Below are 21,955 nucleotides of genomic sequence, written 5' to 3'. Positions count from 1 at the left end.
CAGAAAACCTGGCTGCGTCTGGTGATAAGTTTAGTTCTGCTGCCAGCTAAACGCGTAGCGTACCCGCCGCGCCTGGAGCAAAAACTCCGGCGATACGCTGGGGCTCCATGAATCATCACCGCCGACGCCCATATGAAAAGCATCGAGATTCAGCCAGCAGCCGGGCTCTTCGCGTAACAGGTGATGATGGCTGGTTTCATGCAGCTGCTGCTGGCTGTAGCGGCTCAGGCCAAAGTGGAAATGACCCTGCCAGCGATGGCGGCCGTAATTCAGTTGCCGGGTGTCGCAGCGCAGCCCATTCTCGCTCGGGAATATATAGGGCGTGTGCAGCTGAGAAAACGGTAGCGTCCAGCGGCCCTGACGGGCGGCAAGCTGGCGATCGGGATAGTTTTCATGCGGCCCCAGGCCCAGCCAGCTTACCTGTGCTTCAACAGCGGTAAGCTGACAACTGAGGCCAATACGCGTCGGTTCGGGAATATCGCGGGCAACCTCAACCTCGACATCACCGTGCAGTACGCCCTGCGCATCTATCTGCCAGCGTTTGTGGCTGATAAACAGTACGTTGCCCTGATATTCCCACACATGCTGCGTTTCAACGCTTACCGCCTGAGCCTGTTGCTCAGCCCGACACAGCACGCAGCGCGACGTCATCGCGTACATCCCTGCCGCTTTCCAGCGCTCTACCCACGCGTTCGGGTCGATGCGCGTCACTTCGCTGACGCCGATATCGTTATCGAGCGGCGCGCGGGTGAAATTATCGCTGACCGGGGTCAGCAAACTTTCTTCTCCATCGCGCCACCACTGGCTCAGACACCCGCTGGCCCGATCGAACGTCCAGCGCTGTTGGCCGTGAATGACGTCAAACGCGGTTTCGCTAGTTGCCAGCTGGGGTGCAAAGCCCGCCGGGGGTACTTCTGGCAGCGCAAGCGGTGACGGCTGTCGCCACTGATCCCACGCGCATAAGTGTTCAGCTGGCGACCAGGCGGTGGCATCCTGCTGATGCACCGCCACGTTGAGCCAGCTTTCGCCGCTCGGTAAAGTCGGAATGGAAAGCGTGATCCGCTGGGTGCCCTGCGGCGGGATATCCAGCGTCTCTTCCCCTTGTGCAATCACCTCACCCTCGCACGTGAGCGACCAGCGCAGCTGCTCGTTATCCGTCTGGCGGAAAAGATACTCACTGGTCACCTCAATCACGCACGGCGCGGTACTCACCTGGCGGAACTGGAAAAATTGCTGCGCGCGCTGGGCTTCATACAGCGCCGGATGCGGTGTGCGATCCGGAAAAACCAGCCCGTTCATACAGAACTGGCGATCGTTTGGCGTATCGCCAAAATCGCCGCCGTAAGCCCAGAATGGCTGGCCATTTTCATCGGTTTTGGTCAGCGCCTGATCGACCCAATCCCAGACAAAACCACCCTGCAAACGCGGATGCATACGAAACGCCTGCCAGTATTTGGCGAAGCCGCCAAAGCTGTTGCCCATCGCGTGGGCGTATTCGCACAGGATCAGCGGACGCGTCTCATCCGGCAGGCCGATCCACTTTTTAATCGACCATTTCGGCACCGCCGGGAAGGGTTGATCCTGATCGACGCGCGCGTACATTGGGCACACGATATCGGTCGCCGCACTGTTCGCCCCGCCGCCTTCGTACTGTACCGGGCGAGAAGGATCGGCACTCTTCAGCCAGCGGTAAAGCGCATCATGATTCGCGCCATGCCCGGATTCATTGCCCAGCGACCAGATAATGATCGACGGATGGTTGCGATCGCGGGCCACCATCCGGGTTACGCGCTCGCTCATCGCCGGAAGCCAAAGCGGATCGTCCGCCAGACGACTCATCGGCACCATCCCGTGGGTTTCGATATTGGCTTCATCGACAACGTACAGGCCGTACTGGTCACAAAGCCGATACCACAACGGATGATTAGGGTAGTGAGAGCAACGCACCGCATTAAAGTTATGTTGCTTCATCAGCGCGATGTCGCGGCGCATTGTGGCTTCATCCACCGCCTGACCCGTTTCCGGGTGATGTTCATGCCGATTTACACCACGAATGAGTAACGGTTTCCCGTTCACCTTCAGCAGGCCGTTGCTGATTTCGACATGACGGAAACCCACATCGCAGGCTTCGGCTTCAATCAATTCACCGTCCGCGCGATGCAGCGCCACCACCAGCCGATACAGGTTTGGCGTCTCAGCGCTCCACAGCCTGGGCGCATCAACCGGCATCGCCAGCGTCAGACGCTCGGCCCAGCCTCCGCGCTCATCCACCACTGCGCTGCCGGGCGACTGGCTGCATTGGGCGATCTGCCGCTCGCCTTCCCACAGCGTAGCGGTCACCTGCGTTGCCGCAAACGCCCCCTCCAGCGTCACCGCCACATTCAGCATCGCGTGGGTCAATTCGCCATTCAGCGCAGTCGTCACCTGATAATCCGCGATACGCGTCTCAGGCTTATGCAGCAGCGTGACGTCGCGGAAGATACCGCTCATCCGCCACATGTCCTGATCTTCCAGATAGCTGCCGTCGCACCAGCGCAACACCATCACCGCCAGACGGTTCTCGCCCGCATGAAGATACGCGCTGAGATCGAACTCCGCGGGCAATCGGCTATCCTGGGAATAGCCCACCCACTGACCGTTGCACCAAAGATAAAACGCCGAATTGACGCCGTCGAAAATAATGCGCGTCTGCCCCTGCGCCAGCCACTGCGCATCAACCTGAACGGTGCGTGAGTAACAGCCGGTCGGGTTATGTGCAGGCACCGTTGGCGGCGTAACCGGAATCGGATAAGTGACGTTGGTATAGATGGGCGTATCAAAACCCTGCATTTGCCAGTTCGAGGGCACCGGCATGGCGACGGCCTGCGGTAACTCTTCGTTAATCCAGCAATCGGGCACGGCTTCGGGAGAATCGAAAAAGCAAAATTGCCACTCCCCGTTCAGCACCAGGCGAGCCGCCGATGCGCTGTCATGCTGCGCGTCGATGCTGCAACGCCAGCTATTAAATGGTGGATGCGCCGCCAGCCGATGCCAGTGGGTAAGCTGCGGATTTTCCCAGTCGCGACGCGCCAGGCATTGTTGCAGCGATAATGAAGAGAGATGCGTCATTTCAACCTCTTTGCGAATAAACAAAATGTTACGCAGAGTGCCGAAACCACCTCTATCAAAATCCGCTTAAACTTCAGGGTTTTCATAGCCTTCGGGTCACTCAATCATGCGGCTGAGTGTACCCTGAAGGCGAAAAAGCAAGTGTGAGCGCGGCAATACTCTCAGGAAATTACCGCCGCGCTGCGCGTTCCGCTGGGTTGACGAAACCACGGCAGGCAAAGCTGAATTAATGGGCCGATCGCCAGAGCATACAGCACGGTGCCAACGCCAAATGTTCCGCCCAGCAGCACGCCAATCACCAGTACTGACAGTTCAATCGTGGTACGAATCACCCGCACCGACCAGCCGGTACGCGCGTGCAGCCCGGTCATCAGGCCATCGCGCGGCCCCGCGCCAAAACCGGCGCCGATATACATCCCCGTGGCCAGCGCGTTCACCACGATTGCCGCAGCCAGCAGCGCGCTACGCGCCACCAGAGATTCCAGCGGCGGCAGAATAGCCAGCGTCGCATCGGCGGTCAGCCCCAGCACAATCACGTTACTGACTGTGCCCAGCCCCGGACGCTGGCGCAGAGGGATCCAGAACAGCAGCACCAGCACGCCGGTGGCGATAATCACCAGGCCGATATTCATCGATAGCAGGCTGGCAACGCCGAGATGAAACACGTTCCACGGATCGGCGCCCAGATCCGCACGAACAAACATCGCCGTGGAGACACCGTAAAGAGCCAAACCGATATAAAGCTGGATAAGACGACGGAGCATGATGCACCTCAGAATAAGCGTTCAGAACTTCATCATCCGTGAAAATGGCATTATGATTAATGACCAGTTTTAAAAAAGTGGACTGCATATGACACCGCGACGCTCGGCCACACACTCATTGGTTCGCCTGCTTGGCCACTGGCAGGAGACCAACTCACGCACCCCGCTGTGGCGACAGCTGGCGCAGGCGCTGCGTTTGCTGATCCTCGATGGGCGATTACCGCTGGAGAGTCGTTTACCCGGCGAACGTGAGTTTGCCACGGTATTGGGCGTCAGCCGTACCACTATTGCCAGCGCACTGGCGCAGCTGCGTGAGGAAGGTTATCTGCAAAGTCGCCACGGTAGCGGTTCGTGGGTAATGTTACCGGAAGGCCGCCGCGAAATTCCGACCCGCATGTCGGCGCCGCAAGCGCTGGATCTTTCTACCGCCGCGCTGAGCGCAGGCGCTGAAATTCATCAGGCCTACAGCCATGCATTAACCATGTTGCCGGGCTATCTGCACCACACGGGTTATGACCAGCATGGTCTGATGGTGCTACGGGAAGCCATTGCGCGTCGCTACTGCGCGCGCGGCCTGCCGACAAAAGCGGAAGAGATAATGCTGGTAAACGGCGCGCTCAGCGGGCTGGCGCTGGTATTGCGCGCAATGACCGGGCCGGGCGATCGCGTGGTGGTTGAGAATCCCACTTACCCATTAGCGATTGCCGCGATTCAGGGCGCATCCTGCCGCCCCGTAGGTTTATCTTTACCCACGCAGGGCTGGGATACCGACGGTCTGGCGGCCATAATCGCGCAAACCGCGCCGCGTCTGGCGTGGCTGATGCCCGATTTTCACAATCCCACCGGTCGCTGCATGGACCACGCCACACGACAGATTGTCGCCGATCTTAGTGCTCGCACGCGCACCACGCTGGTGGTAGACGAAACGATGGTCGATTTATGGTACAACGCCCCGCCTCCCCCGCCGCTGGCGGCATTCAATTCCGATGCACCGGTGATTACCATCGGCTCTGCCGGGAAAAGTTTCTGGGGAGGGTTACGTTTAGGCTGGGTCCGGGCTTCGACACGCACGCTCGCGTCGCTGATTCAGGCGCGCGATACGCTCGATCTCGGCTCACCGCTGCTGGAACAGTTAGCGGCGCTGTGGTTACTGGAAAATAGCGATCATTTATTGCCTGCCAGAAGAGCGATGCTGGCGCAACGTCGCGACATGTGTGCCGCACTGATGCAGGATTATTTTCCGGCGTGGCGCTTTACCCAGCCTGAAGGCGGCCTCTCTTTCTGGGTTGAACTGCCCGAGATGCTGGCCACGCAGTTTGCTGCCCGGGCGGAAAGCGTGGGAATACATCTGGGCACAGGCACGCGCTTCGGGCTGGCGGGCGCGTTTGAACGCAACCTGCGCCTGCCTTTTACGCTGCCGGATGAAACATTGCGTAATGCCTTTGAATTATTACAGCCACCCTGGCAAACACTTGCCGGGCAGCAGAATACCAATCGCTTACGCAAAATTATATAACCAGCTTTTGCGATCCTGTCGATATTAATGTTGTGGCGGGATCGGGAAGCCCTTAAGAGAAATAATAAAATTATCGCCCTCTTTTTTTATTTTTGCCCCGGTATCGCACCAGTCCGAGGCAATACGAAAGAATTCATCACTGCCCACATTCCAGTTCAGACGAACATGTTTCGCATACCCTGAACGTAACAGCTCACAGGCTTCGGTGTAGTTACAGGCGACAGAAGGTTGTTGTTTCATTTTTTCTTCTTCAGCAGTTTACGTAATGCTTTGATTTCTTTCGGCGTAAAAGCGGAAGTGTCCTCTTCCGTATGTTGACTGTCCACGTCATGTCCGGTTACACCAGCCTCTTCGGTAGCAAACGCTAGTGCGATGAGTCGCTGCGTTGCCACACTTAAATTAAGGTCGTTATCCTGCGCATAGTGGCGAAGCTTTTCTTTTAACGTCTCGTCGATTTTTACATTCAAAACGGCGCTGGTCATTTTTAACATTTCCCCTGTAAAAGTTATTATCACTAATACAGGAAATTAAATAACCGATCCACAAATATATTTATGAGCGCAAATGTGAAAATATACCCCAATAATAAAGTAATGGACTTTTATGACAGAAGAATGACAGCTATATGACGAGAATATGAAAACAAAGGAAATAACCCTGAGAATAAAAAGGGAAATAAGAGACGTTGAGATTGGGGAGCAGAAATGGGTGGGGGCCCTGCCAGCTACATCCCGGCACACGCGTCATCTGCCCTGGCTGCTTCCTTCCGGACCTGACCTGGTGAACAGAGTAGCGTTGCGGGAGAACCAACAGAGCCCCCATTGAGAGCGTTAGTTACCTAACGCGCTGGCGCATTATCCCTGCTGCGCCATGCAATTGCAAGCCATCTGCGGTTACCTGCTGGATTCTTGCGCAATCGCCCCTTCACAGCACGCAGGTTGCTGATTATGCTGGACGCTGGTTTATCAGGAACAGACTATGGACGCATTCGATTCCTTTCCCCAGCAAGTCTGGCAAATTGTCGCCTCGATTCCCGAGGGCTTTGTCACCACCTACGGTGATGTGGCACGTCTGGCGGGTTCGCCGCGCGCAGCACGGCAGGTTGGCGGCGTATTAAAGCGTCTGCCGGAAGGTTCTACTCTCCCCTGGCATCGGGTGGTGAATTGTCATGGCTCGATTTCCCTTACCGGCCCTGATTTACAGCGTCAGCGTCAGGCGCTGCTCGCCGAGGGCGTGCAGGTATCAGGCGGCGGGAAGATTGATTTGCAGAAGTATCGCTGGATCTACTAAAAAAATGCCCTCACGAGGAGGGCATTGAAAGACTTATGGGATTTGCGTCGGCGCCGGGTCCGAAGAAGACGGATTAACCTGGGTCGGCGACGTTGATGGCACGGTCGTTGCCGCTCCACCGCTCTGCTGCATCGGCACGGCCGTCTGCTGTACCGGAACCAGCGTCAGGTCAGCTTTGGTGCCGCCCTGGTTGATAATCGGCTGCACGGTATCAGTAATAAAGATCAGCTTATCATTCAGCGTAATGGCTGCGCTCAACAGAATACGGGCATTAGGCTGAATGTCCGCCGGGTTGAACGGCAGCACAAAGCTAAACGGTGCCTGTTTCCCTTCGGTGCGCGTCACTTTCTGGGCGATAACTTTGGACGGCGCATCCGCGAGCGACGCATCAGAAACGGTAACGGTCAGCACCGCATCCGGTGGCAGAGCTACTTTCTGACGGATCCATACAGTACCCGTGACACTCGGCTGCTGAATCGCCGCTTGCGTCGCACCCGCAGCACTCGGATTCGGCGCCGGGGTCTGGATGTCAGCACTCTTATCTGCACAGGCAGACAGGGCGACGGCGATGGCTATTCCACTTAACATTGGCACGATTTTCATTGCGTTCTCCTTTTCGCTCATGCATCCGCAGGATTTTTTCCTGCCAGAGCGACCATTCATAAACAGTCATAACGGGTTAAGTGTGGCACAGATCTCCTTTTTTTTCCTGCAAAGTGCCCTTTATTCAGACTTTTGCACCCATCGGACCAGCTGCAAAACTGCGTTATACTGTGCTAATCCCTCGCCGCGGCGATGATAAAAATTATTGAGGAAATTTATGAGTCAGGCGCTATCTAACTTACTGGCATTGTTGAATCTGGAAAAAATCGAAGAAGGATTATTCCGCGGGCAGAGCGAAGATTTGGGGCTGCGTCAGGTATTTGGCGGCCAGGTTGTGGGTCAGGCTCTTTATGCCGCAAAAGAAACGGTTCCCGTTGAGCGCCTGATTCACTCATTCCACAGCTACTTCCTGCGCCCTGGCGACAGCCTGAAGCCGATTGTCTATGACGTCGAAGTGCTGCGCGACGGTAACAGCTTCAGCGCTCGCCGCGTGTCGGCGATTCAGAACGGTAAACCCATTTTCTATATGACCGCATCATTCCAGGCGCCAGAACCGGGCTACGAGCATCAGAAAACCATGCCCGATGCCCCCGCGCCGGAGAGCCTGCCGTCAGAAACCGATATCGCCCGTTCACTGGAACATCTGTTGCCGCAGGTGCTAAAAGATAAATTCCTCTGCGAGCGCCCGCTGGAGATTCGCCCGGTTGAGTTCCACAACCCGCTGAAGGGCCACGTCGCGGAGCCAAAACGTCAGGTCTGGCTGCGTGCTAACGGGACGGTGCCGGATGATTTACGCGTACATCAGAATCTGCTGGGCTATGCGTCCGATCTCAACTTCCTGCCGGTCGCGCTTCAGCCACACGGCATTGGTTTCCTGGAAAAAGGGATGCAGGTCGCGACAATTGACCATTCCATGTGGTTCCACCGTCCGTTTAATCTGAATGAGTGGCTGCTGTACAGCGTGGAAAGTACGTCCGCCTCCAGCGCGCGTGGCTTTGTGCGCGGCGAGTTCTATTCTCAGGATGGTGTACTGGTGGCATCGACGGTACAGGAAGGCGTGATGCGTAATCGCGGATAAGATTACGTTTGAAAGCAAAAAAGCCTCCGCAAGCGGAGGCTTTTTTTGTTAGCACTGATTAGGCGTTGTACGCATTTTCGCCGTGGCTGTTAACGTCCAGCCCTTCGCGCTCCTGCTCTTCAGGAACGCGCAGCCCTACGGTCAGGTCTGCTACTTTGTAGCCAACGAATGCCACAATGCCCGACCAGACAATGGTGATGGCGATGCTTTCCAGCTGTACCAGCACCTGATGGCCCATGGTGACGCCTTCCGCATAACCCACGCCGCCGAAGGAGGTAGAGGCAAAGATACCGGTCAGGATACAACCCACGATGCCACACACGCCGTGAACGCCGAAGACATCGCAAGGATCATCCACACGCAACCAGCGTTTCAGGATAGTGACGCCCCACAGCCCCGCCAGACCCGCAACGATACCGAGGATCAACGCGCCGCCGACACCGATAAATCCGCACGCCGGAGTGATACCCACCAGGCCCGCAATCGCCCCAGAACACGCGCCCAGCAGCGACGGTTTACCGCGCAGCGCCCACTCACCGAATACCCAGCCCAGAATCGCAGCCGCGGTTGCCACTACGGTGTTCACGAAAGCCAGACCGGCAATTTCATTCGCCGCACTCGCTGAACCGGCGTTGAAGCCAAACCAGCCGAAGTAAAGGATGGCAGTCCCGATAAACACCATCGGCAGGTTGTGCGGTTTGAACGCTTCTTTGCCAAAGCCGACACGTTTGCCAATCAGATACGCCCCGACGAGACCCGCAACCGCCGCGTTAATGTGTACAACCGTACCACCCGCGAAGTCCAGCGCGCCGTGCGAGCCCAACAGACCGCCGCCCCACACCATGTGCGCAATCGGAATATAGGAGAGCGTCAGCCAGATAACCACGAAAATCAGCACCGCTGAGAAGCGAATACGTTCCGCCAGCGCGCCGACAATCAGGCCAACAGTGATACAGGCGAACGAGCCCTGGAAAGCAACATGAATATACTGATAAAACGTGCCCATCGGTGCGGTTATCGCAATGCCTTTCAACATTACCCAGTCAAAGTTACCGAAGAAGCTGCCGCCGGTACCGAAGGTCAGCGTGTAGCCATAAACCACCCACAGCACACAGACCAGCGCGAACGTCACTGCCACCTGTGTCAGCATAGAGAGAACGTTTTTCCCACGAATCAGGCCACCGTAAAACAGGGCAATTCCCGGAATGGTCATAAACAGCACCAGCGCGGTACAAATCATCATAAAGGCGTTATCGGCTTTATCGATCGTCGCCGGAGCCGCCATCGCCAGGCCCGGCAACAGCGCCAGAGCCGCCAAACCGGTTTTCAATTTTGCTATTTTCATTTTCTCGATCCCTATCACTGTGCGCCAGGAATTACAGTGCCGCTTCGTCGGCTTCGCCGGTACGAATACGAATCACACGTTGCAGCTCGGCGACGAAAATCTTACCGTCGCCAATTTTTCCGGTGTACGCCGCCTTGCTCACCACATCCACGACTTCATCAAGCTGGTCGTCGGCAATCGCGACGTCAATCTTCACTTTCGGCAGGAAGTTCACGCTGTACTCCGCGCCGCGATACAGCTCGGCATGCCCCTTCTGACGACCGAAGCCCTTCACTTCCGTCACGGTCAGTCCCTGAATACCAATTGAAGACAGCGCTTCGCGGACGTCTTCGAGTTTGAATGGTTTGATTACCACGGTAACCAGCTTCATAGATCCCCTCCAGTCAGAATTCGGTAATGGCTGCTGCTACACGAGATAGATAAAGCAAGGGGCGTGCCAGAAATGAAAATTGAGAAGAATGGGCGGGTAACGGCATGAGGCGAAAGGTCATGCACGCGTTTTAGTAAGAAATGAAACAAAAACGCACCATGCGAGTGCAGGGTGCGTTTTAAAATTGCACGCGCTGGTGCGTCTGTTAGTAAATTGCTTAAAAAAAGTGCATCAGGCAGTCAGCGTTTCATCCTGTGCACTGGCGGCAAGCTCTTCCCCGGCCAGTTGAAGCTGATACATCTGCCAGTATCGGCCTTTGGCTTCCAGCAGTTGCTGATGCGAGCCCTGCTCCACCGCCTGCCCGCGATGCAGCACCATGATGGTGTCAGCATCGACGATGGTGGAAAGGCGGTGCGCGATCACCACGAGTGTGGTGTGTTCACGCACGGCAGCCAGCGCCTGTTGAATGGCCTGCTCGGTACCGGAATCGATATTGGCGGTGGCTTCATCCAGAATCAGCACCTGCGGGGTATCAACCAGCACGCGCGCCAGCGCCAGCAACTGTTTTTGCCCGACAGAGAGATTGTTCCCCTGCTCGCCCAGCGGCGTATAGATACCATCGCTCAGCCCACGCGCCAGTTCCGCCAGTTGCACCGTTTCCAGCGCCTGCCATACCTGCGCTTCGCTGATATCACGGCCAAGCGTGACGTTCGCGAAGAAAGAGTCCGCCAGGACAACCGGGTCCTGCTGCACCATGGCGACGCCCTGGCGCAGCACCTGATGACTCAAACTGCCAAGCGGACGACCGCCCAGGCGAATTTCACCTGAATTCGGCGGGTAATAGCCCATCAGCAGACTGGCAAGCGTGCTTTTCCCGCTGCCCGTATGCCCCACCAGCGCCACAAAACTGCGCGAGGGAATCGACAGCGAGATATCCTGCAACACCATCCGGTCATCGCGGTAAGCAAAGGAGACGTTATCAATTTCAATATCGCCGCTTTCCAGCGGACGCGCATCGTCGCCGTAGGTCTGGCGCGGCCTGTCCATCAGTTCGAATACGCGCTCCCCGGCGACCACCGCCTGTTGCAGCATTGACTGCTGGGTGGTGAGTTCAATCAGCGGTTCATTGAGACGGCCCAGGTAGCTGATAAACGCATACAGCACACCCACCTCAATCGTGCCCACCGACGTAAAGCCAAACAGCATCAGCAGACCGCACAGTATCAACGTAGAGAAGAGGCTGAGCAGCGGACGCAGCAGGAAGCCATCCAGACGCAGCGTTTGCATACGCGCAAGATAGTGCTGACGGCTATGCTCACCGATGCGTTCGCCAAAGCGTGCCTGCTGACGGAACTGCTGGATCACGCTCATGCCGTTGATCACTTCGTTAAAACCGTCATTGATATCCGCCAGATACGTCCGCACCCGACGCACGATAGGCGTGCTGTAGCGTTGGTAAATCACCATCACCGTCAGTACCGCCGGGAAGATGCAAACCGCCACCAGCGCCATGCGCCAGTCGAGGCTGAACATCGCCACCAGCATCGCACCAATCAGCGCGGCGCTGCGTAGCACCGTGGCAACGACGGTGACGTAGAGATCGCGGATCACCTCCGTGTCGTTGGTGACGCGCGAAATCAGTTGCCCGACAGGTTGCGTATCAAATTCACTCAGCGGCTGACGCAGCGCGGCATCCATCACATCGCTACGCAGTTGTTGCACCACCCCCACCGCCGCGCGATTAAACAGCAGAGACTGGTTATAGTGCAGCGTTGCAGCCAGCAGTTGCAGGCCGATATACGCCGCCGCCAGCCCCGCAACGGTGCCCAGCGGCAACGTGTGTTTAGCCACCATGTTATCGATGAAGTAGCTTATCAGCACCGGCCCCGAGACTTCCGCCGCTGCCGCTACCCACAACATCACCACCGCAATAGAGAGCGGTTTGCGCCACGGTGAGCCGTAGGCCAGCAATCTTTTTAATGTCGGCCACAGTTGACCAAAATTACGCATCGGTCACCTCCGACGGTTCTTCATCCAGCGCCGCTTCCAGTTGCTGATAGCGGTACATATCGCGATACCAACCCGGCTGCGTCACCAGTTGTTCATGCTGCCCGCGCTGGCAGAGATGCCCGTGCTGCATCACGATAATTTCACTGGCTTCCGTCAACGCCGACAGACGATGTGCACTGATAATCACCGTGCGGCCTTCGCCCCACTGGCGCAGATTGTGCAAAATTTGGTGCTCGGTACGACCGTCCACCGCAGAGAGCGCATCGTCGAGGATCAGGATTTCTGCGTTAAGCAAGAGCGCACGCGCAATCGAAATGCGCTGCTTCTGCCCACCGGAGAGCATCACCCCACGCTCGCCCACTTCCGTATCGTAACCCTGCGGCAGACGCAGAATATCCTCATGGACGCTGGCAAGTCGGGCGACGTGTTCAATCTCTTCTTGTGTCGCGCCGGGCCGACCAAGGGCAATATTATTTCCTACGGTGTCGGAAAAAAGGAACGGCGTCTGACTGACTACCGCCAGGCGGCTGCGCCAGGCATCCAGTTTGAGTTTTGGCAGGGCGATATCGTGAAAATCGATTTCGCCTTTTTCCACGTCGAAGTGGCGCTGAATCAGCGACAGAATAGTGGATTTGCCGGAGCCCGTTGGGCCGCAAATGCCCAGCATCTGCCCCGGCTGCAGCGTGAAGTGGACTTTCGTCAGCGTCGCTTTTTCCGTTTGCGGATAATGGAACTGGTCAATGGCGACCTTCAGCACGCCGCGCCCGTCCGGCACCGATTCGGTGCCGTCATTGACCACCGGCGCTTCCATCAGCATGGCGCGAATACGGCTGTAGGCGGCGCTGCCGCGCTCGACGATATTAAACATCCACGCCAGCGCCAGCATCGGCCAGATCATTAAGCCAAGATACATCACAAAGCTGGTCAATTGACCGAGCGTCAATGTTCCCTGCATCACCATCCAGCTTCCGCCGCCAATTGCCAGCAGATTTGCCATACCGATGGCGATATAAATCGTCGGGTCAAAACGGGCGTCAATACGCGCCACGCGCATATTCTTCGCCCCGGTATCCGCCGCATCGGCGGCGAACAGCGCCGACTGGCGATCTTCCAGGCCAAAGGCTTTAATCATGCGAATACTGGTCAGGCTCTCTTGTGTGCGGTCGTTCAGGCTGGAGAATGCTGCCTGCGCCAGCTTGAAGCGGTTGTGCAGCATATCGCCATAGCGCTTAATCGCCAGCGCCATAATCGGCATCGGTAACAGCGCCAGCAGCGTGAGCTGCCAGCTAATTTGCGTGGACATCACAATCAACACCGCGCAGCCCATCACCAGCGAATCGACCAGCGTCAGCACGCCTTCCCCGGCGGCAAAGACGACACGGTCAACATCGTTGGTGGCGCGCGCCATTAAATCACCGGTGCGGTGACGCAGATAAAATTCCGGGTGCTGGCGGCTTAACTGGCGATAAAAGTCTTCCCGCAGTTCGACCGCGAGTTGGTAGGACGCCCCGAACAGCAGCACGCGCCAGACGTAGCGCAGCAGATAGACCACGATAGCAATCGCCACCATAAGGCCAATCCACATCCAGATGGTCGTCGCGGTGTAGTGTTGTTGGGTGACGCCGTCAACGACGTAGCCCACCACCTTCGGGGGGATCAGTTGAAGAATGGCGATAACCACCAGCAGCGCGACGGCGCCAAGATAGCGACGCCACTCCCGGCGGAAATACCAGCTTAATTGAGCAAATAATCGCACGCAGTAAAATTCCAGAGATAGTGTTATTCGATGGGAAGCGCAGTGGTGTATTTAATCTGTTCCATCGCAAAACTTGAGGTGACGTCCGACAGTCCGGGGACGCGATTCACCAGGCTTTTATAAAAATCATCGTAGCGTTTCATGTCGGCGACCTGTACCCGCATCAGGTAGTCATATTCGCCCGCCATGCGCCAGAAGCCGAGCACCTCGGGCATCTGGCTGACTTCATTCACGAAACGACTATACCATTCACTGCTGTGATGTTGCGTTTTTATCAGCACAAACGCGGTGAGGCCGAGCCCCAGTTTTTCCGCATCCAGCAACGCCACGCGCCCAAGCAAAATGCCGTCATCTTCCAGCCGCTTGAGCCGCTTCCAGCAGGGTGTGGTGGTCAGATTAACGGCATCGGCCAGTGCCTGCAAAGAGAGGGTGCAGTCCGTTTGCAGCAGCGAAAGCAGCTTGCGGTCAATTTTATCTAACATCGCCCACCTCAGGAGAAAATTTTTCTCCTGTAAGTCTATTTTAAAGTGGAGATAGCAACAATTTTTTCCGCATCTTTCGCTAAGCTAGGCACAAAATGACAAATGGAAAATCACCATGAACAGCACCTGGGTCAAAAACGCCATTAGCGAAATTAACGCCGATTATCAACGTAGCGCCGACACGCACCTGATTCGTCTGTCGCTGCCGGCGTTTCCCGGCATTCAGCTCTACTTAAAAGATGAAAGCACTCACCCAACCGGCAGCCTGAAACATCGTCTGGCGCGGTCGCTGTTCCTGTATGGCCTGTGCAACGGCTGGATCAAAGAAGGCACGCCCATTATTGAAGCGTCTTCCGGTTCCACCGCCGTGTCGGAAGCCTATTTTGCTCGCCTGCTGGGGCTGCCGTTTATCGCCGTCATGCCCTCATGCACGGCAAAACGCAAAATCGAACAGATTGAGTTTTACGGCGGACGCTGCCATTTCGTGCAGAGCGCTTGTGAAATTTATGCCGCCTCCGAGACGCTGGCGCGTGAACTTAACGGCCACTATATGGACCAGTTTACTTTCGCCGAACGCGCGACCGACTGGCGCGGAAACAACAACATCGCCGACAGTATCTTCCGACAGATGAGCCATGAACCTAATCCAATCCCTGACTGGATTGTGATGAGCGCGGGCACCGGCGGTACGTCGGCGACCATCGGCCGCTACATTCGCTGCCAGGGGCATAACACGCAGTTAATGGTGGTCGATCCGCAAAACTCGGTGTTTATGGACTACTGGCAAAGCCGCGACGGCAGCCTGCGCAGCAGCGTTGGCAGTAAAATTGAAGGGATTGGCCGCCCGCGCGTCGAGCCCTCCTTCATTCCTGATGTTGTCGATGACATGCTGCGGGTGCCGGATGCGGCAAGCGTCGCCACCGCACAATGGCTGGAAAGCCAGTTAGGCCGTAAGGTTGGCGCGTCCACTGGCACGAATATGTGGGGCGCGTTGCAGCTGGCAGCGCGGATGCGTAAAGAGGGGCGCAGCGGGTCAATCGTGACCCTGCTGTGCGACAGCGGCGAGCGGTATCTGGAAACCTATTACAATGCGGAATGGGTAAAAGAAAATATCGGCGATCTCGCGCCGTGGCAGGCGGAAATTGAGTGCCTGCTGGCGAGATAAACAAAAAAAGCCGGGCTAATATGCCCGGCTTGCTGGAAAGGTCTCATTATTCGGGGGAATAAGGAAGGTTGGGTTTGTCCAGCCAATGAGTCAAATAGTGGGAGACCGCCTGATTCTGGCAGTGTCCTATAACCGGTAGGTGCGGCAATGCCGCTTTCAGCTGCCCCATCGCGTTGCCCATCACCAGGCCACGCCCGACCAGGCTCAGCATTTCGCGATCGTTCATGGCATCGCCAAACGCCATACATTCCTGCATCGTCAGGCCAAGATGCGCGCTAAGCACCGTCAGCGCCGCGCCCTTGTTGCAGCCAACAGGCAACACTTCCAGACAATCAACTGCCGAAAAACAGAGATGCGCACGTTCGCCCAATGCCTCTTGTAGCTGAATGCTCAGACGCGCAAGATCATCGTGATCGCCGCAGAAACAGATCTTGGTCACCTCGTGGGCCGGGATCTGACGCAGATCGCGCAGCTGATAGTGAAAGCCGCTGTACATATGCGCCTGCAACATTTCGGGGATCGCTTTGCCGGTGAACCAGCCGTTATCGTTGAAAACGTGCATGCTGGCGTGGGTTTCCCAGCGGGCATGCAACACTTCATCGGCCACGTCCGGAGAGAGATCGCTGCGATGCATGACATCGCCGTGCAGGGAGTGAACGCGGGTTCCATTGCCGGTAATCAGGAAAGCGTCGAGCGCCAGTTGATCAATCAGCGGGCGCATTTCAAGCACGTGCCGACCCGTGGCGAAGGTCAGCGTAATGTCGCGTTCACGCAGGCGCTTGAGCGTGGCGATCGTCTCATTACCCAGCCGATGATCGGGCATCAGCAGAGTGCCATCCATATCAAATGCCGCCAGTTTTGCCATTTTATCTCCGCCTGTGATCCCGCTCTCTTGCGTACCAGTATTGCCTGAGATATACGGAAGTAATACTGAATTGTTCATATTTATTGTTCCGGGTTTTTATGCGACTGCTTAACCGATTAAACCAGTTTCAGCGCCTGTGGCTGCCCTCTTCCGGCGCACCGCAGCAGGTCACCATTGCCGATCTCGCGGCGCGCTGTTTTTGTAGTGAGCGACACGTCCGCACCCTGCTGCGTCAGGCAAACGAGGCGGGCTGGCTCAGTTGGCAGGCGCAGTCCGGGCGCGGGAAGCGCGGTACGCTAACCTTCCACACGACGCCGGACGCACTGCGTAATGAGATGATGGAGCTGGCATTAAACAGCGGTCAGCAACACAATGCGCTGGAGCTGGCACAGCTGGCGCCGGTGGAACTGCGCGCGCTGCTGCACCCTTTTTTGGGCGGTCAGTGGCAGAACAATACGCCGACGCTGCGTATCCCTTACTATCGTCCGCTGGAGCCATTGCATCCTGGGTTTTTAGTGGGTCGCGCCGAACAGCATTTAGCCGGGCAAATCCATTCCGGACTGACCCGCTTTGGCCGCGATACCGCCCGCCCGGAAGGTGATCTTGCGCATCACTGGGAGGTATCGGCAGATGGGCTGCGCTGGCAGTTCTATATTCGCTCCACCCTGCACTGGCACAATGGCGACCCCATCGAAACGCGACAACTCAGGCAACGGCTGGAAATGCTGCTGACGCTACCCGGTTTACGCAGACTGTTTGCCAGCGTGGAACAAATCGCCCAGCCCCACGCCCAGTGCCTGAGCTTTACGCTTGCTCGCCCGGATTACTGGCTGCCGCATCGGCTGGCAAGCTATTGCAGCGTGCTGGCGCATCCGGACGATCCCACGCTCGGCAGCGGCCCGTTCCAGCTAAAGATCTTTGAGCCTGAGCTGGTTCGTCTGGAAAGCCACCATCGTTATCATCTGGGGCATCCGCTGTTGCAGGCGATCGAGTTCTGGATCACCCCACAGCTGTTCGAACAGGATCTCGGCACCAGTTGCCGTCATCCGGTGCAAATCGCCGTCGGCGAAGCGGAAGAGCTCAGCCAGTTGCGGCTGGTGAGCAACAGCATCAGTCTCGGCTTCTGCTACCTGACGTTTCGTCAGAGTTCACGGCTTTCAAAAGCGCAGGCGCAGCGGGTGATTTCACTGATTCATCACAGCGGTCTGCTGCAATCATTGCCGGTGGATGAAAACCTGATTACCCCCAGCCAGGCGCTGCTTCCCGGCTGGGCAATTCCGCCTGCGCCGGAAGACGACACGCCCCTGCCGCCGCGTCTGACGTTGCATTATCATCTGCCTGTTGAATTGCACACCATGGCCGGGGAGCTTAAACGGGCGCTGGCACAGCAGGGCTGTGAACTGACGCTCTGCTTCCACGATGCGAAAAGCTGGGACGATTATCCGGATCTGGACCAGGCCGATCTGCTGATGGGCGATCGGTTAATTGGCGAAATGCCGGAATACACGCTTGAGCAGTGGCTGCGCTGCGATCCGTTATGGCCCGCCATACTGAGCGAGTCACGTTACGCAACGCTGATTACCGCGCTGGATGCCGCGCAGGCGCAGGAGGACGAGACACAGCGCATCGCGGCGCTGAAAACCATCTTCACCCTGTTAATGGAAGAAGGCATGCTCACGCCGCTGTTTAACTATCAATACCAAATCAGCGCGCCACCGGGTGTAAACGGCATTCACCTTAACGCACGCGGCTGGTTTGATTTCACTCAGGCCTGGCTACCGCCATCAACGCGGTGAAGAAGCTGGTCGCCACGCTGCCCGCGCGTTACCATAGCGTCTTTATCGTCATCAACAGGAAATGCTATGAAACGCGCGGTTGTCGTCTTTAGCGGCGGACAAGATTCCACTACATGCCTGGTGCAGGCGCTCCATCAATATGATGAGGTCCACTGCGTCACTTTTGATTATGGTCAGCGTCATCACGCAGAGATCGACGTCGCCCGTGAACTGGCATTAAAACTGGGCGCGCGTGCTCATAAAGTTCTCGATGTCACCCTGCTTAATGAACTGGCGGTCAGCAGCCTGACCCGCGACAGCATTCCGGTGCCAGACTATGAACCGGACGCCGACGGTATTCCGAATACCTTTGTGCCTGGGCGTAACATTCTGTTCCTGACTCTGACGGCGATTTACGCCTATCAGGTAAAGGCAGAAGCAATCATCACGGGCGTTTGTGAAACCGATTTTTCCGGCTACCCGGATTGCCGCGACGAATTCGTGAAAGCGTTGAATCACGCGGTTAGTCTTGGCATGGCAAAAGATATTCGTTTCGAAACGCCGCTGATGTGGCTTGATAAAGCCGAAACCTGGGCGCTGGCAGACTACTGGGGCAAGCTCGACCTGGTGCGCAATGAAACGCTGACCTGCTATAACGGCATTAAAGGCGATGGCTGCGGGCATTGTGCCTCCTGTCATCTGCGGGCTAACGGGCTGAACCACTACCTGGCGGATAAAGTCGGCGTGGCGGCAACGATGAAGCAGAAAACCGGGTTGAAGTAAACGCGGTGGGTTGCTGGGGGCGCTGCGCTTGCCCGGCCTACAGACCAGAGCCAGGTATTGATGGAATCTTTGTAGGCCCGGTAAGCGCAGCACCACCGGGCAATATGCACTTACGCGACCATCTGCTCCAGGTGTTCGCGTAATTCCCCTTCCAGAGGCAACGCCTTCTGCGTTTTCAGGTCAATGCAGACAAACGTAATCAATGCATCCGCCACTACCTGCCCTTCAGGGTCCAGCGTGACCACCTGGCTTAATACACCGCTTTTCCCGTTTAACTGCTCCACTTTACTGGTTACCGTGAGTACATCGCTCAGCACCGCCGGGCGGCGGTAGTTAATATTGATGTTCACCACCACAAAGGCGATATGGTGCGCGGTCATCCACTGGAAACTGGCGCTGTTTTCCAGCCCATCCCAGCGGGCTTCTTCCAGAAACTCCAGATACCGGGCGTTATTGACGTGCTGATACACGTCCAGGTGATACCCGCGAACTTTAATTTTTGTCTGCATAGCGCCATAGCCTTACATGTTATTAGAAGAGTCAGAGGTCACACCACTGGTATGACCTCTTTAGTCTGGCAAACTTTGACGCCAGCGCAAGCCGCAAGAAGCAATTAAAGCGTGAGATGGCTCAAATTACGTTCCACCAGCGAGTTGCCCATTCCCGGCACCTGCTTCAGGTCATCCACCGTTTTGAACGGGCCGTACTCCTCGCGATAGCTGACAATCGCCTGCGCTTTCTTCAGCCCCACCCCGTTCATTGCCTGCGCCAGTTCTTCTGCCGAGGCCGAGTTGATGCTGACTTTACTGCCACCTTCATCATCGGTTTTCGCGGCAGGCTCCGCTTTCGTTTGTTCGGAACTGGCCTTCGCGCTTTGCGTCACTGTCGGTTTTGCCCCGGCAGCGGAAGCTGCCTGTGCGCTTAAACTCATCCCCATGCAAGACACGACAGCGGCAATCGCCAGCATTTTGATTCCACGTTTCATACTGATTTCTCCTTGTTGATTGATAGCGAAGCCACCATAGCGAGGTGCGAAAAACAATTCAAAAGGCAGATTTCAAATGTGGAAAAGGCCGCGAAAGCGGCCTTTGAGGTGTGCATCGCATTACAAATTAATGCGAGGAGGGTTCCGATTATTGTTGCTGATCGACGATGTCGCCCATCTTAATCTTCGCCGCTTTACGCAGATTGCTCATCAACGCTTCGAACGCGATTTGCGCGTTGTTCTGGGTGATACCCTGAACCATCGCTTTCTTCTGCGCTTCCGGCATTTCACCCGCTTTCACTTCGTCCAGCGCCAGCAGAACCACGTTGCCCTGCATGTCGTTGCCCATACCGAAGCTTGGTTTGTCAGGCTGCGGTAACGGCAGTTCGAAGGTTGCCTGGCTCAGCGGATCCTGACCCGTACGGCTCAGGGTTTTGGTTTCGCCAAAGCGCAGACCTGCAACTTTCATCGCCTCGTCACCTTTACCGTCTTTCAGCGCAGCCAGCAGTTTTTCAGCATCGAGTTTCGCCTGCTGCTCTGCTTTGTTGTGCTTAACGATATCGGTCACCTGCGCTTTCACTTCATCCAGCGGTTTCACGCTTTCTGCTTTGTGCTCAGCCACACGCAGAACAAAAGCACGATCGCCATCGACGGTGATGATGTCGGAGTTGTTACCCGGCGCGCCGTTTTCGCCCACCAGGCCACCATTGAAGATAGCGTCAGTAACCGGTTTGAAGTTCAGTTCAGCCGGAACGTTATCGTGACCAAACCAGCCGGTCACCGCCGCTTTCACACCCGCGACCTGCTCTGCACTCGCCAGAGAGTCATTGTCGCTGCTTGCGGCATCGCTCACTTTCTGTTGCAGCGCATAATAAGCATCCAGCGCTTTTTCCTGCTTCACTTTGTCAGCGATTTGCGCGTGAACATCTGCCAGCGGTTTCACCTGTTCCGGCTGGATATCGTCCAGGCGCGCAATCAGGAAGCCCACGGAAGATTTGATGACGCCAGACAGCTGGCCTTTCTCTTTCAGACCCGCGTCTTTCAGTTCCGGTACGGTCGCAGAATCGTCCATCCAGCCCATGTCGCCGCCGTTACGTTTAGAGATAACATCGGTGGATTTCTCTTTCGCAATCGCGGCAAAATCGCCGCCGTTGTTCAGCTCATCAAGGATGGCTTTCGCATCGGCTTCGGTTTTGGTCTGGATGATGCTGTAACGTTTACGCTCAGGCTGAGTGAACTCATCCTTGTGCTGGTCGTAGTAGGCCTGGACGTCCTCTTCAGACGCGGAAGACGGCATGCTCGCCGCATCCAGCTTGATGTAGGTAACGCGGAACTGCTCCGGCGCAACAAACTGACCTTTGTTCTGTTCGTAGTAGCTGGCAACTTCCTGATCGCTTACCTGCTGCTTCGCGGCCAGCGCGTTGACGTCGATGGTGGCTTCACGCACCAGACGCTGCTGGGAAACCAGCGCGGCCAGCTGGTCGGTTTCACCCGGCAGCATAAAATCGGTACCCGCAACGGCGCTAATCAGCTGGTTAGTGGTCAGCTGGTTACGCAGTGCCTGTGCGTATTGATCGGCGGTCATGCCCATTTGATTCACCAGCGCGTTGTAGCGGGTGTTATCGAATTTACCTTCGTTCTGGAAGGCCGGGGTCGCCCAAATCGCTTTGCGCACCTGCTCATCGCTGATGCCGAGGCCCAGCTCTTTGGCGTATTGATCGAGCAGCGCTTCGTCCACCAGGCGGCTCAGCACCTGCTGACGCATCGTTTTGATGTAATTTTCGTTCGCCGCCAGTTCGGAGAATTGATCGCCCATCTGCTGCTGCATACGGTTACGTTCGCTGGCAACAGCGTTTTCAAACTGACCGCGGCTGATTTCCTGGCCATTCACCTTCGCGGCATAGTTGTTGCCGCCGCCGATCAGATAGCCACTTACGCCGGTCAAAATGAACGACACAATAATGATACCGAAAATTACCTTGAGCACGACGCTATTGGCTGCCGTGCGTAAATTGTCCATCATGGTGTAACAACACTCCGCTGTAGGTGACTTTTATACC

Annotated in this window: 20 protein-coding genes and 1 other RNA gene; 6 read left to right on the top strand and 15 right to left on the bottom strand. The window is 56.5% G+C overall.

Annotated elements, in window-relative coordinates; all coding sequences use genetic code 11:
- Positions 1–30: 30 nt before the first annotated feature.
- Both ACWWFX_RS10115 and yczE read right to left on the bottom strand, forming a co-directional pair.
- Complete coding sequence (locus tag ACWWFX_RS10115) at positions 31–3,108, bottom strand: beta-galactosidase (protein WP_473223728.1); 3,078 nt, start codon at positions 3,106–3,108, stop codon at positions 31–33.
- A gap of 161 nt (positions 3,109–3,269) precedes the next feature.
- A complete protein-coding gene (yczE, locus tag ACWWFX_RS10110; protein ID WP_015965547.1) occupies positions 3,270–3,872 on the bottom strand; it encodes a membrane protein YczE in 603 nt (200 codons plus the stop codon).
- A gap of 88 nt (positions 3,873–3,960) precedes the next feature.
- Here yczE and yczR point away from each other — a divergent pair, with 88 nt between their 5' ends.
- Positions 3,961–5,388 (top strand): MocR-like transcription factor YczR, encoded by a 1,428-nt coding sequence (gene yczR, locus ACWWFX_RS10105; RefSeq protein ID WP_473223727.1) that lies wholly within the window; start codon positions 3,961–3,963, stop codon positions 5,386–5,388.
- A gap of 24 nt (positions 5,389–5,412) precedes the next feature.
- Here yczR and ACWWFX_RS10100 read toward each other — a convergent pair whose 3' ends face one another.
- The 3 genes from ACWWFX_RS10100 to ffs form a co-directional block, all read right to left on the bottom strand.
- The gene (locus ACWWFX_RS10100; RefSeq protein WP_015965549.1) at positions 5,413–5,628 is read right to left on the bottom strand and encodes a hypothetical protein; all 216 of its coding nucleotides are present in this window, start codon (positions 5,626–5,628) and stop codon (positions 5,413–5,415) included.
- Positions 5,625–5,870, bottom strand: a complete 246-nt coding sequence (locus tag ACWWFX_RS10095; RefSeq protein WP_015965550.1) for a hypothetical protein — start codon at positions 5,868–5,870, stop codon at positions 5,625–5,627. Before ACWWFX_RS10095 ends, ACWWFX_RS10100 begins: the two co-directional genes overlap by 4 nt.
- Before the next feature lie 233 nt (positions 5,871–6,103).
- An RNA gene (ffs, locus tag ACWWFX_RS10090) (signal recognition particle sRNA small type) lies at positions 6,104–6,200 on the bottom strand.
- Positions 6,201–6,366: 166 nt separating this feature from the next.
- On the opposite strand from ffs, the gene ACWWFX_RS10085 reads away from it, so the two are divergent.
- Complete coding sequence (locus tag ACWWFX_RS10085; protein WP_473223726.1) at positions 6,367–6,678, top strand: MGMT family protein; 312 nt, start codon at positions 6,367–6,369, stop codon at positions 6,676–6,678.
- A 33-nt stretch (positions 6,679–6,711) separates the two neighbouring features.
- Here ACWWFX_RS10085 and ACWWFX_RS10080 read toward each other — a convergent pair whose 3' ends face one another.
- Positions 6,712–7,281, bottom strand: coding sequence for a YbaY family lipoprotein (locus ACWWFX_RS10080; RefSeq protein ID WP_276222321.1), 570 nt, complete (start codon positions 7,279–7,281; stop codon positions 6,712–6,714).
- Positions 7,282–7,498: 217 nt separating this feature from the next.
- Here ACWWFX_RS10080 and tesB point away from each other — a divergent pair, with 217 nt between their 5' ends.
- Positions 7,499–8,359: an acyl-CoA thioesterase II gene (gene tesB / locus ACWWFX_RS10075; protein WP_015965553.1), complete on the top strand. Its 861-nt coding sequence runs from the start codon at positions 7,499–7,501 to the stop codon at positions 8,357–8,359.
- 58 nt (positions 8,360–8,417) lie between these two features.
- Here the strand turns inward: tesB and amtB are convergent, their stop codons facing one another.
- The 5 genes from amtB to ACWWFX_RS10050 all read right to left on the bottom strand — a co-directional run bounded on the left by amtB (position 8,418) and on the right by ACWWFX_RS10050 (position 14,322).
- Entirely contained in the window at positions 8,418–9,704 is a 1,287-nt protein-coding gene (amtB, locus tag ACWWFX_RS10070; protein WP_473223725.1) for an ammonium transporter AmtB, read from the bottom strand.
- 31 nt (positions 9,705–9,735) lie between these two features.
- Entirely contained in the window at positions 9,736–10,074 is a 339-nt protein-coding gene (gene glnK, locus ACWWFX_RS10065; RefSeq protein WP_015965555.1) for a P-II family nitrogen regulator, read from the bottom strand.
- Positions 10,075–10,305: 231 nt separating this feature from the next.
- Positions 10,306–12,084, bottom strand: coding sequence for a SmdB family multidrug efflux ABC transporter permease/ATP-binding protein (locus ACWWFX_RS10060; RefSeq protein ID WP_276222319.1), 1,779 nt, complete (start codon positions 12,082–12,084; stop codon positions 10,306–10,308).
- The gene (locus ACWWFX_RS10055; protein ID WP_276222318.1) at positions 12,077–13,840 is read right to left on the bottom strand and encodes a SmdA family multidrug ABC transporter permease/ATP-binding protein; all 1,764 of its coding nucleotides are present in this window, start codon (positions 13,838–13,840) and stop codon (positions 12,077–12,079) included. The genes ACWWFX_RS10060 and ACWWFX_RS10055 overlap by 8 nt, the downstream gene beginning before the upstream one ends.
- Before the next feature lie 23 nt (positions 13,841–13,863).
- Positions 13,864–14,322: an Lrp/AsnC family transcriptional regulator gene (locus ACWWFX_RS10050; RefSeq protein ID WP_015965558.1), complete on the bottom strand. Its 459-nt coding sequence runs from the start codon at positions 14,320–14,322 to the stop codon at positions 13,864–13,866.
- Between the two features lie 115 nt (positions 14,323–14,437).
- Between ACWWFX_RS10050 and ACWWFX_RS10045 the strand changes: the two genes are divergently transcribed.
- Complete coding sequence (locus ACWWFX_RS10045) at positions 14,438–15,487, top strand: PLP-dependent cysteine synthase family protein (RefSeq protein ID WP_276222315.1); 1,050 nt, start codon at positions 14,438–14,440, stop codon at positions 15,485–15,487.
- A gap of 46 nt (positions 15,488–15,533) precedes the next feature.
- Here the strand turns inward: ACWWFX_RS10045 and cof are convergent, their stop codons facing one another.
- Positions 15,534–16,352: an HMP-PP phosphatase gene (gene cof, locus ACWWFX_RS10040; RefSeq protein ID WP_276222312.1), complete on the bottom strand. Its 819-nt coding sequence runs from the start codon at positions 16,350–16,352 to the stop codon at positions 15,534–15,536.
- 98 nt (positions 16,353–16,450) lie between these two features.
- On the opposite strand from cof, the gene ACWWFX_RS10035 reads away from it, so the two are divergent.
- On the top strand, positions 16,451–18,148 hold the full coding sequence (locus ACWWFX_RS10035) for an SgrR family transcriptional regulator (protein ID WP_276222310.1): 1,698 nt from the start codon (positions 16,451–16,453) through the stop codon (positions 18,146–18,148).
- A 66-nt stretch (positions 18,149–18,214) separates the two neighbouring features.
- Entirely contained in the window at positions 18,215–18,910 is a 696-nt protein-coding gene (gene queC / locus ACWWFX_RS10030; protein WP_473223724.1) for a 7-cyano-7-deazaguanine synthase QueC, read from the top strand.
- A gap of 110 nt (positions 18,911–19,020) precedes the next feature.
- Here the strand turns inward: queC and ACWWFX_RS10025 are convergent, their stop codons facing one another.
- The 3 genes from ACWWFX_RS10025 to ppiD form a co-directional block, all read right to left on the bottom strand.
- Positions 19,021–19,419, bottom strand: a complete 399-nt coding sequence (locus ACWWFX_RS10025; RefSeq protein WP_015965563.1) for a YbgC/FadM family acyl-CoA thioesterase — start codon at positions 19,417–19,419, stop codon at positions 19,021–19,023.
- A gap of 104 nt (positions 19,420–19,523) precedes the next feature.
- The gene (locus tag ACWWFX_RS10020) at positions 19,524–19,895 is read right to left on the bottom strand and encodes a helix-hairpin-helix domain-containing protein (RefSeq protein WP_473223723.1); all 372 of its coding nucleotides are present in this window, start codon (positions 19,893–19,895) and stop codon (positions 19,524–19,526) included.
- A gap of 148 nt (positions 19,896–20,043) precedes the next feature.
- Positions 20,044–21,918, bottom strand: coding sequence for a peptidylprolyl isomerase (gene ppiD / locus ACWWFX_RS10015; RefSeq protein WP_473223722.1), 1,875 nt, complete (start codon positions 21,916–21,918; stop codon positions 20,044–20,046).
- Between the last annotated feature and the right edge of the window lie 37 nt (positions 21,919–21,955).

Source organism: Pseudocitrobacter sp. 2023LY-00077, assembly GCF_055796175.1.
This window is presented reverse-complemented; position numbering and strand designations above follow the sequence as displayed.

Coding starts and splice junctions, on each gene's coding strand:
- ACWWFX_RS10115 (WP_473223728.1), bottom strand. CDS start 3,108: ATGACGCATCTCTCTTCATTATCGCTGCAACAATGCCTGGCGCGTCGC.
- yczE (WP_015965547.1), bottom strand. CDS start 3,872: ATGCTCCGTCGTCTTATCCAGCTTTATATCGGTTTGGCTCTTTACGGT.
- yczR (WP_473223727.1), top strand. CDS start 3,961: ATGACACCGCGACGCTCGGCCACACACTCATTGGTTCGCCTGCTTGGC.
- ACWWFX_RS10100 (WP_015965549.1), bottom strand. CDS start 5,628: ATGAAACAACAACCTTCTGTCGCCTGTAACTACACCGAAGCCTGTGAG.
- ACWWFX_RS10095 (WP_015965550.1), bottom strand. CDS start 5,870: ATGACCAGCGCCGTTTTGAATGTAAAAATCGACGAGACGTTAAAAGAA.
- ACWWFX_RS10085 (WP_473223726.1), top strand. CDS start 6,367: ATGGACGCATTCGATTCCTTTCCCCAGCAAGTCTGGCAAATTGTCGCC.
- ACWWFX_RS10080 (WP_276222321.1), bottom strand. CDS start 7,281: ATGAAAATCGTGCCAATGTTAAGTGGAATAGCCATCGCCGTCGCCCTG.
- tesB (WP_015965553.1), top strand. CDS start 7,499: ATGAGTCAGGCGCTATCTAACTTACTGGCATTGTTGAATCTGGAAAAA.
- amtB (WP_473223725.1), bottom strand. CDS start 9,704: ATGAAAATAGCAAAATTGAAAACCGGTTTGGCGGCTCTGGCGCTGTTG.
- glnK (WP_015965555.1), bottom strand. CDS start 10,074: ATGAAGCTGGTTACCGTGGTAATCAAACCATTCAAACTCGAAGACGTC.
- ACWWFX_RS10060 (WP_276222319.1), bottom strand. CDS start 12,084: ATGCGTAATTTTGGTCAACTGTGGCCGACATTAAAAAGATTGCTGGCC.
- ACWWFX_RS10050 (WP_015965558.1), bottom strand. CDS start 14,322: ATGTTAGATAAAATTGACCGCAAGCTGCTTTCGCTGCTGCAAACGGAC.
- ACWWFX_RS10045 (WP_276222315.1), top strand. CDS start 14,438: ATGAACAGCACCTGGGTCAAAAACGCCATTAGCGAAATTAACGCCGAT.
- cof (WP_276222312.1), bottom strand. CDS start 16,352: ATGGCAAAACTGGCGGCATTTGATATGGATGGCACTCTGCTGATGCCC.
- ACWWFX_RS10035 (WP_276222310.1), top strand. CDS start 16,451: ATGCGACTGCTTAACCGATTAAACCAGTTTCAGCGCCTGTGGCTGCCC.
- queC (WP_473223724.1), top strand. CDS start 18,215: ATGAAACGCGCGGTTGTCGTCTTTAGCGGCGGACAAGATTCCACTACA.
- ACWWFX_RS10025 (WP_015965563.1), bottom strand. CDS start 19,419: ATGCAGACAAAAATTAAAGTTCGCGGGTATCACCTGGACGTGTATCAG.
- ACWWFX_RS10020 (WP_473223723.1), bottom strand. CDS start 19,895: ATGAAACGTGGAATCAAAATGCTGGCGATTGCCGCTGTCGTGTCTTGC.
- ppiD (WP_473223722.1), bottom strand. CDS start 21,918: ATGATGGACAATTTACGCACGGCAGCCAATAGCGTCGTGCTCAAGGTA.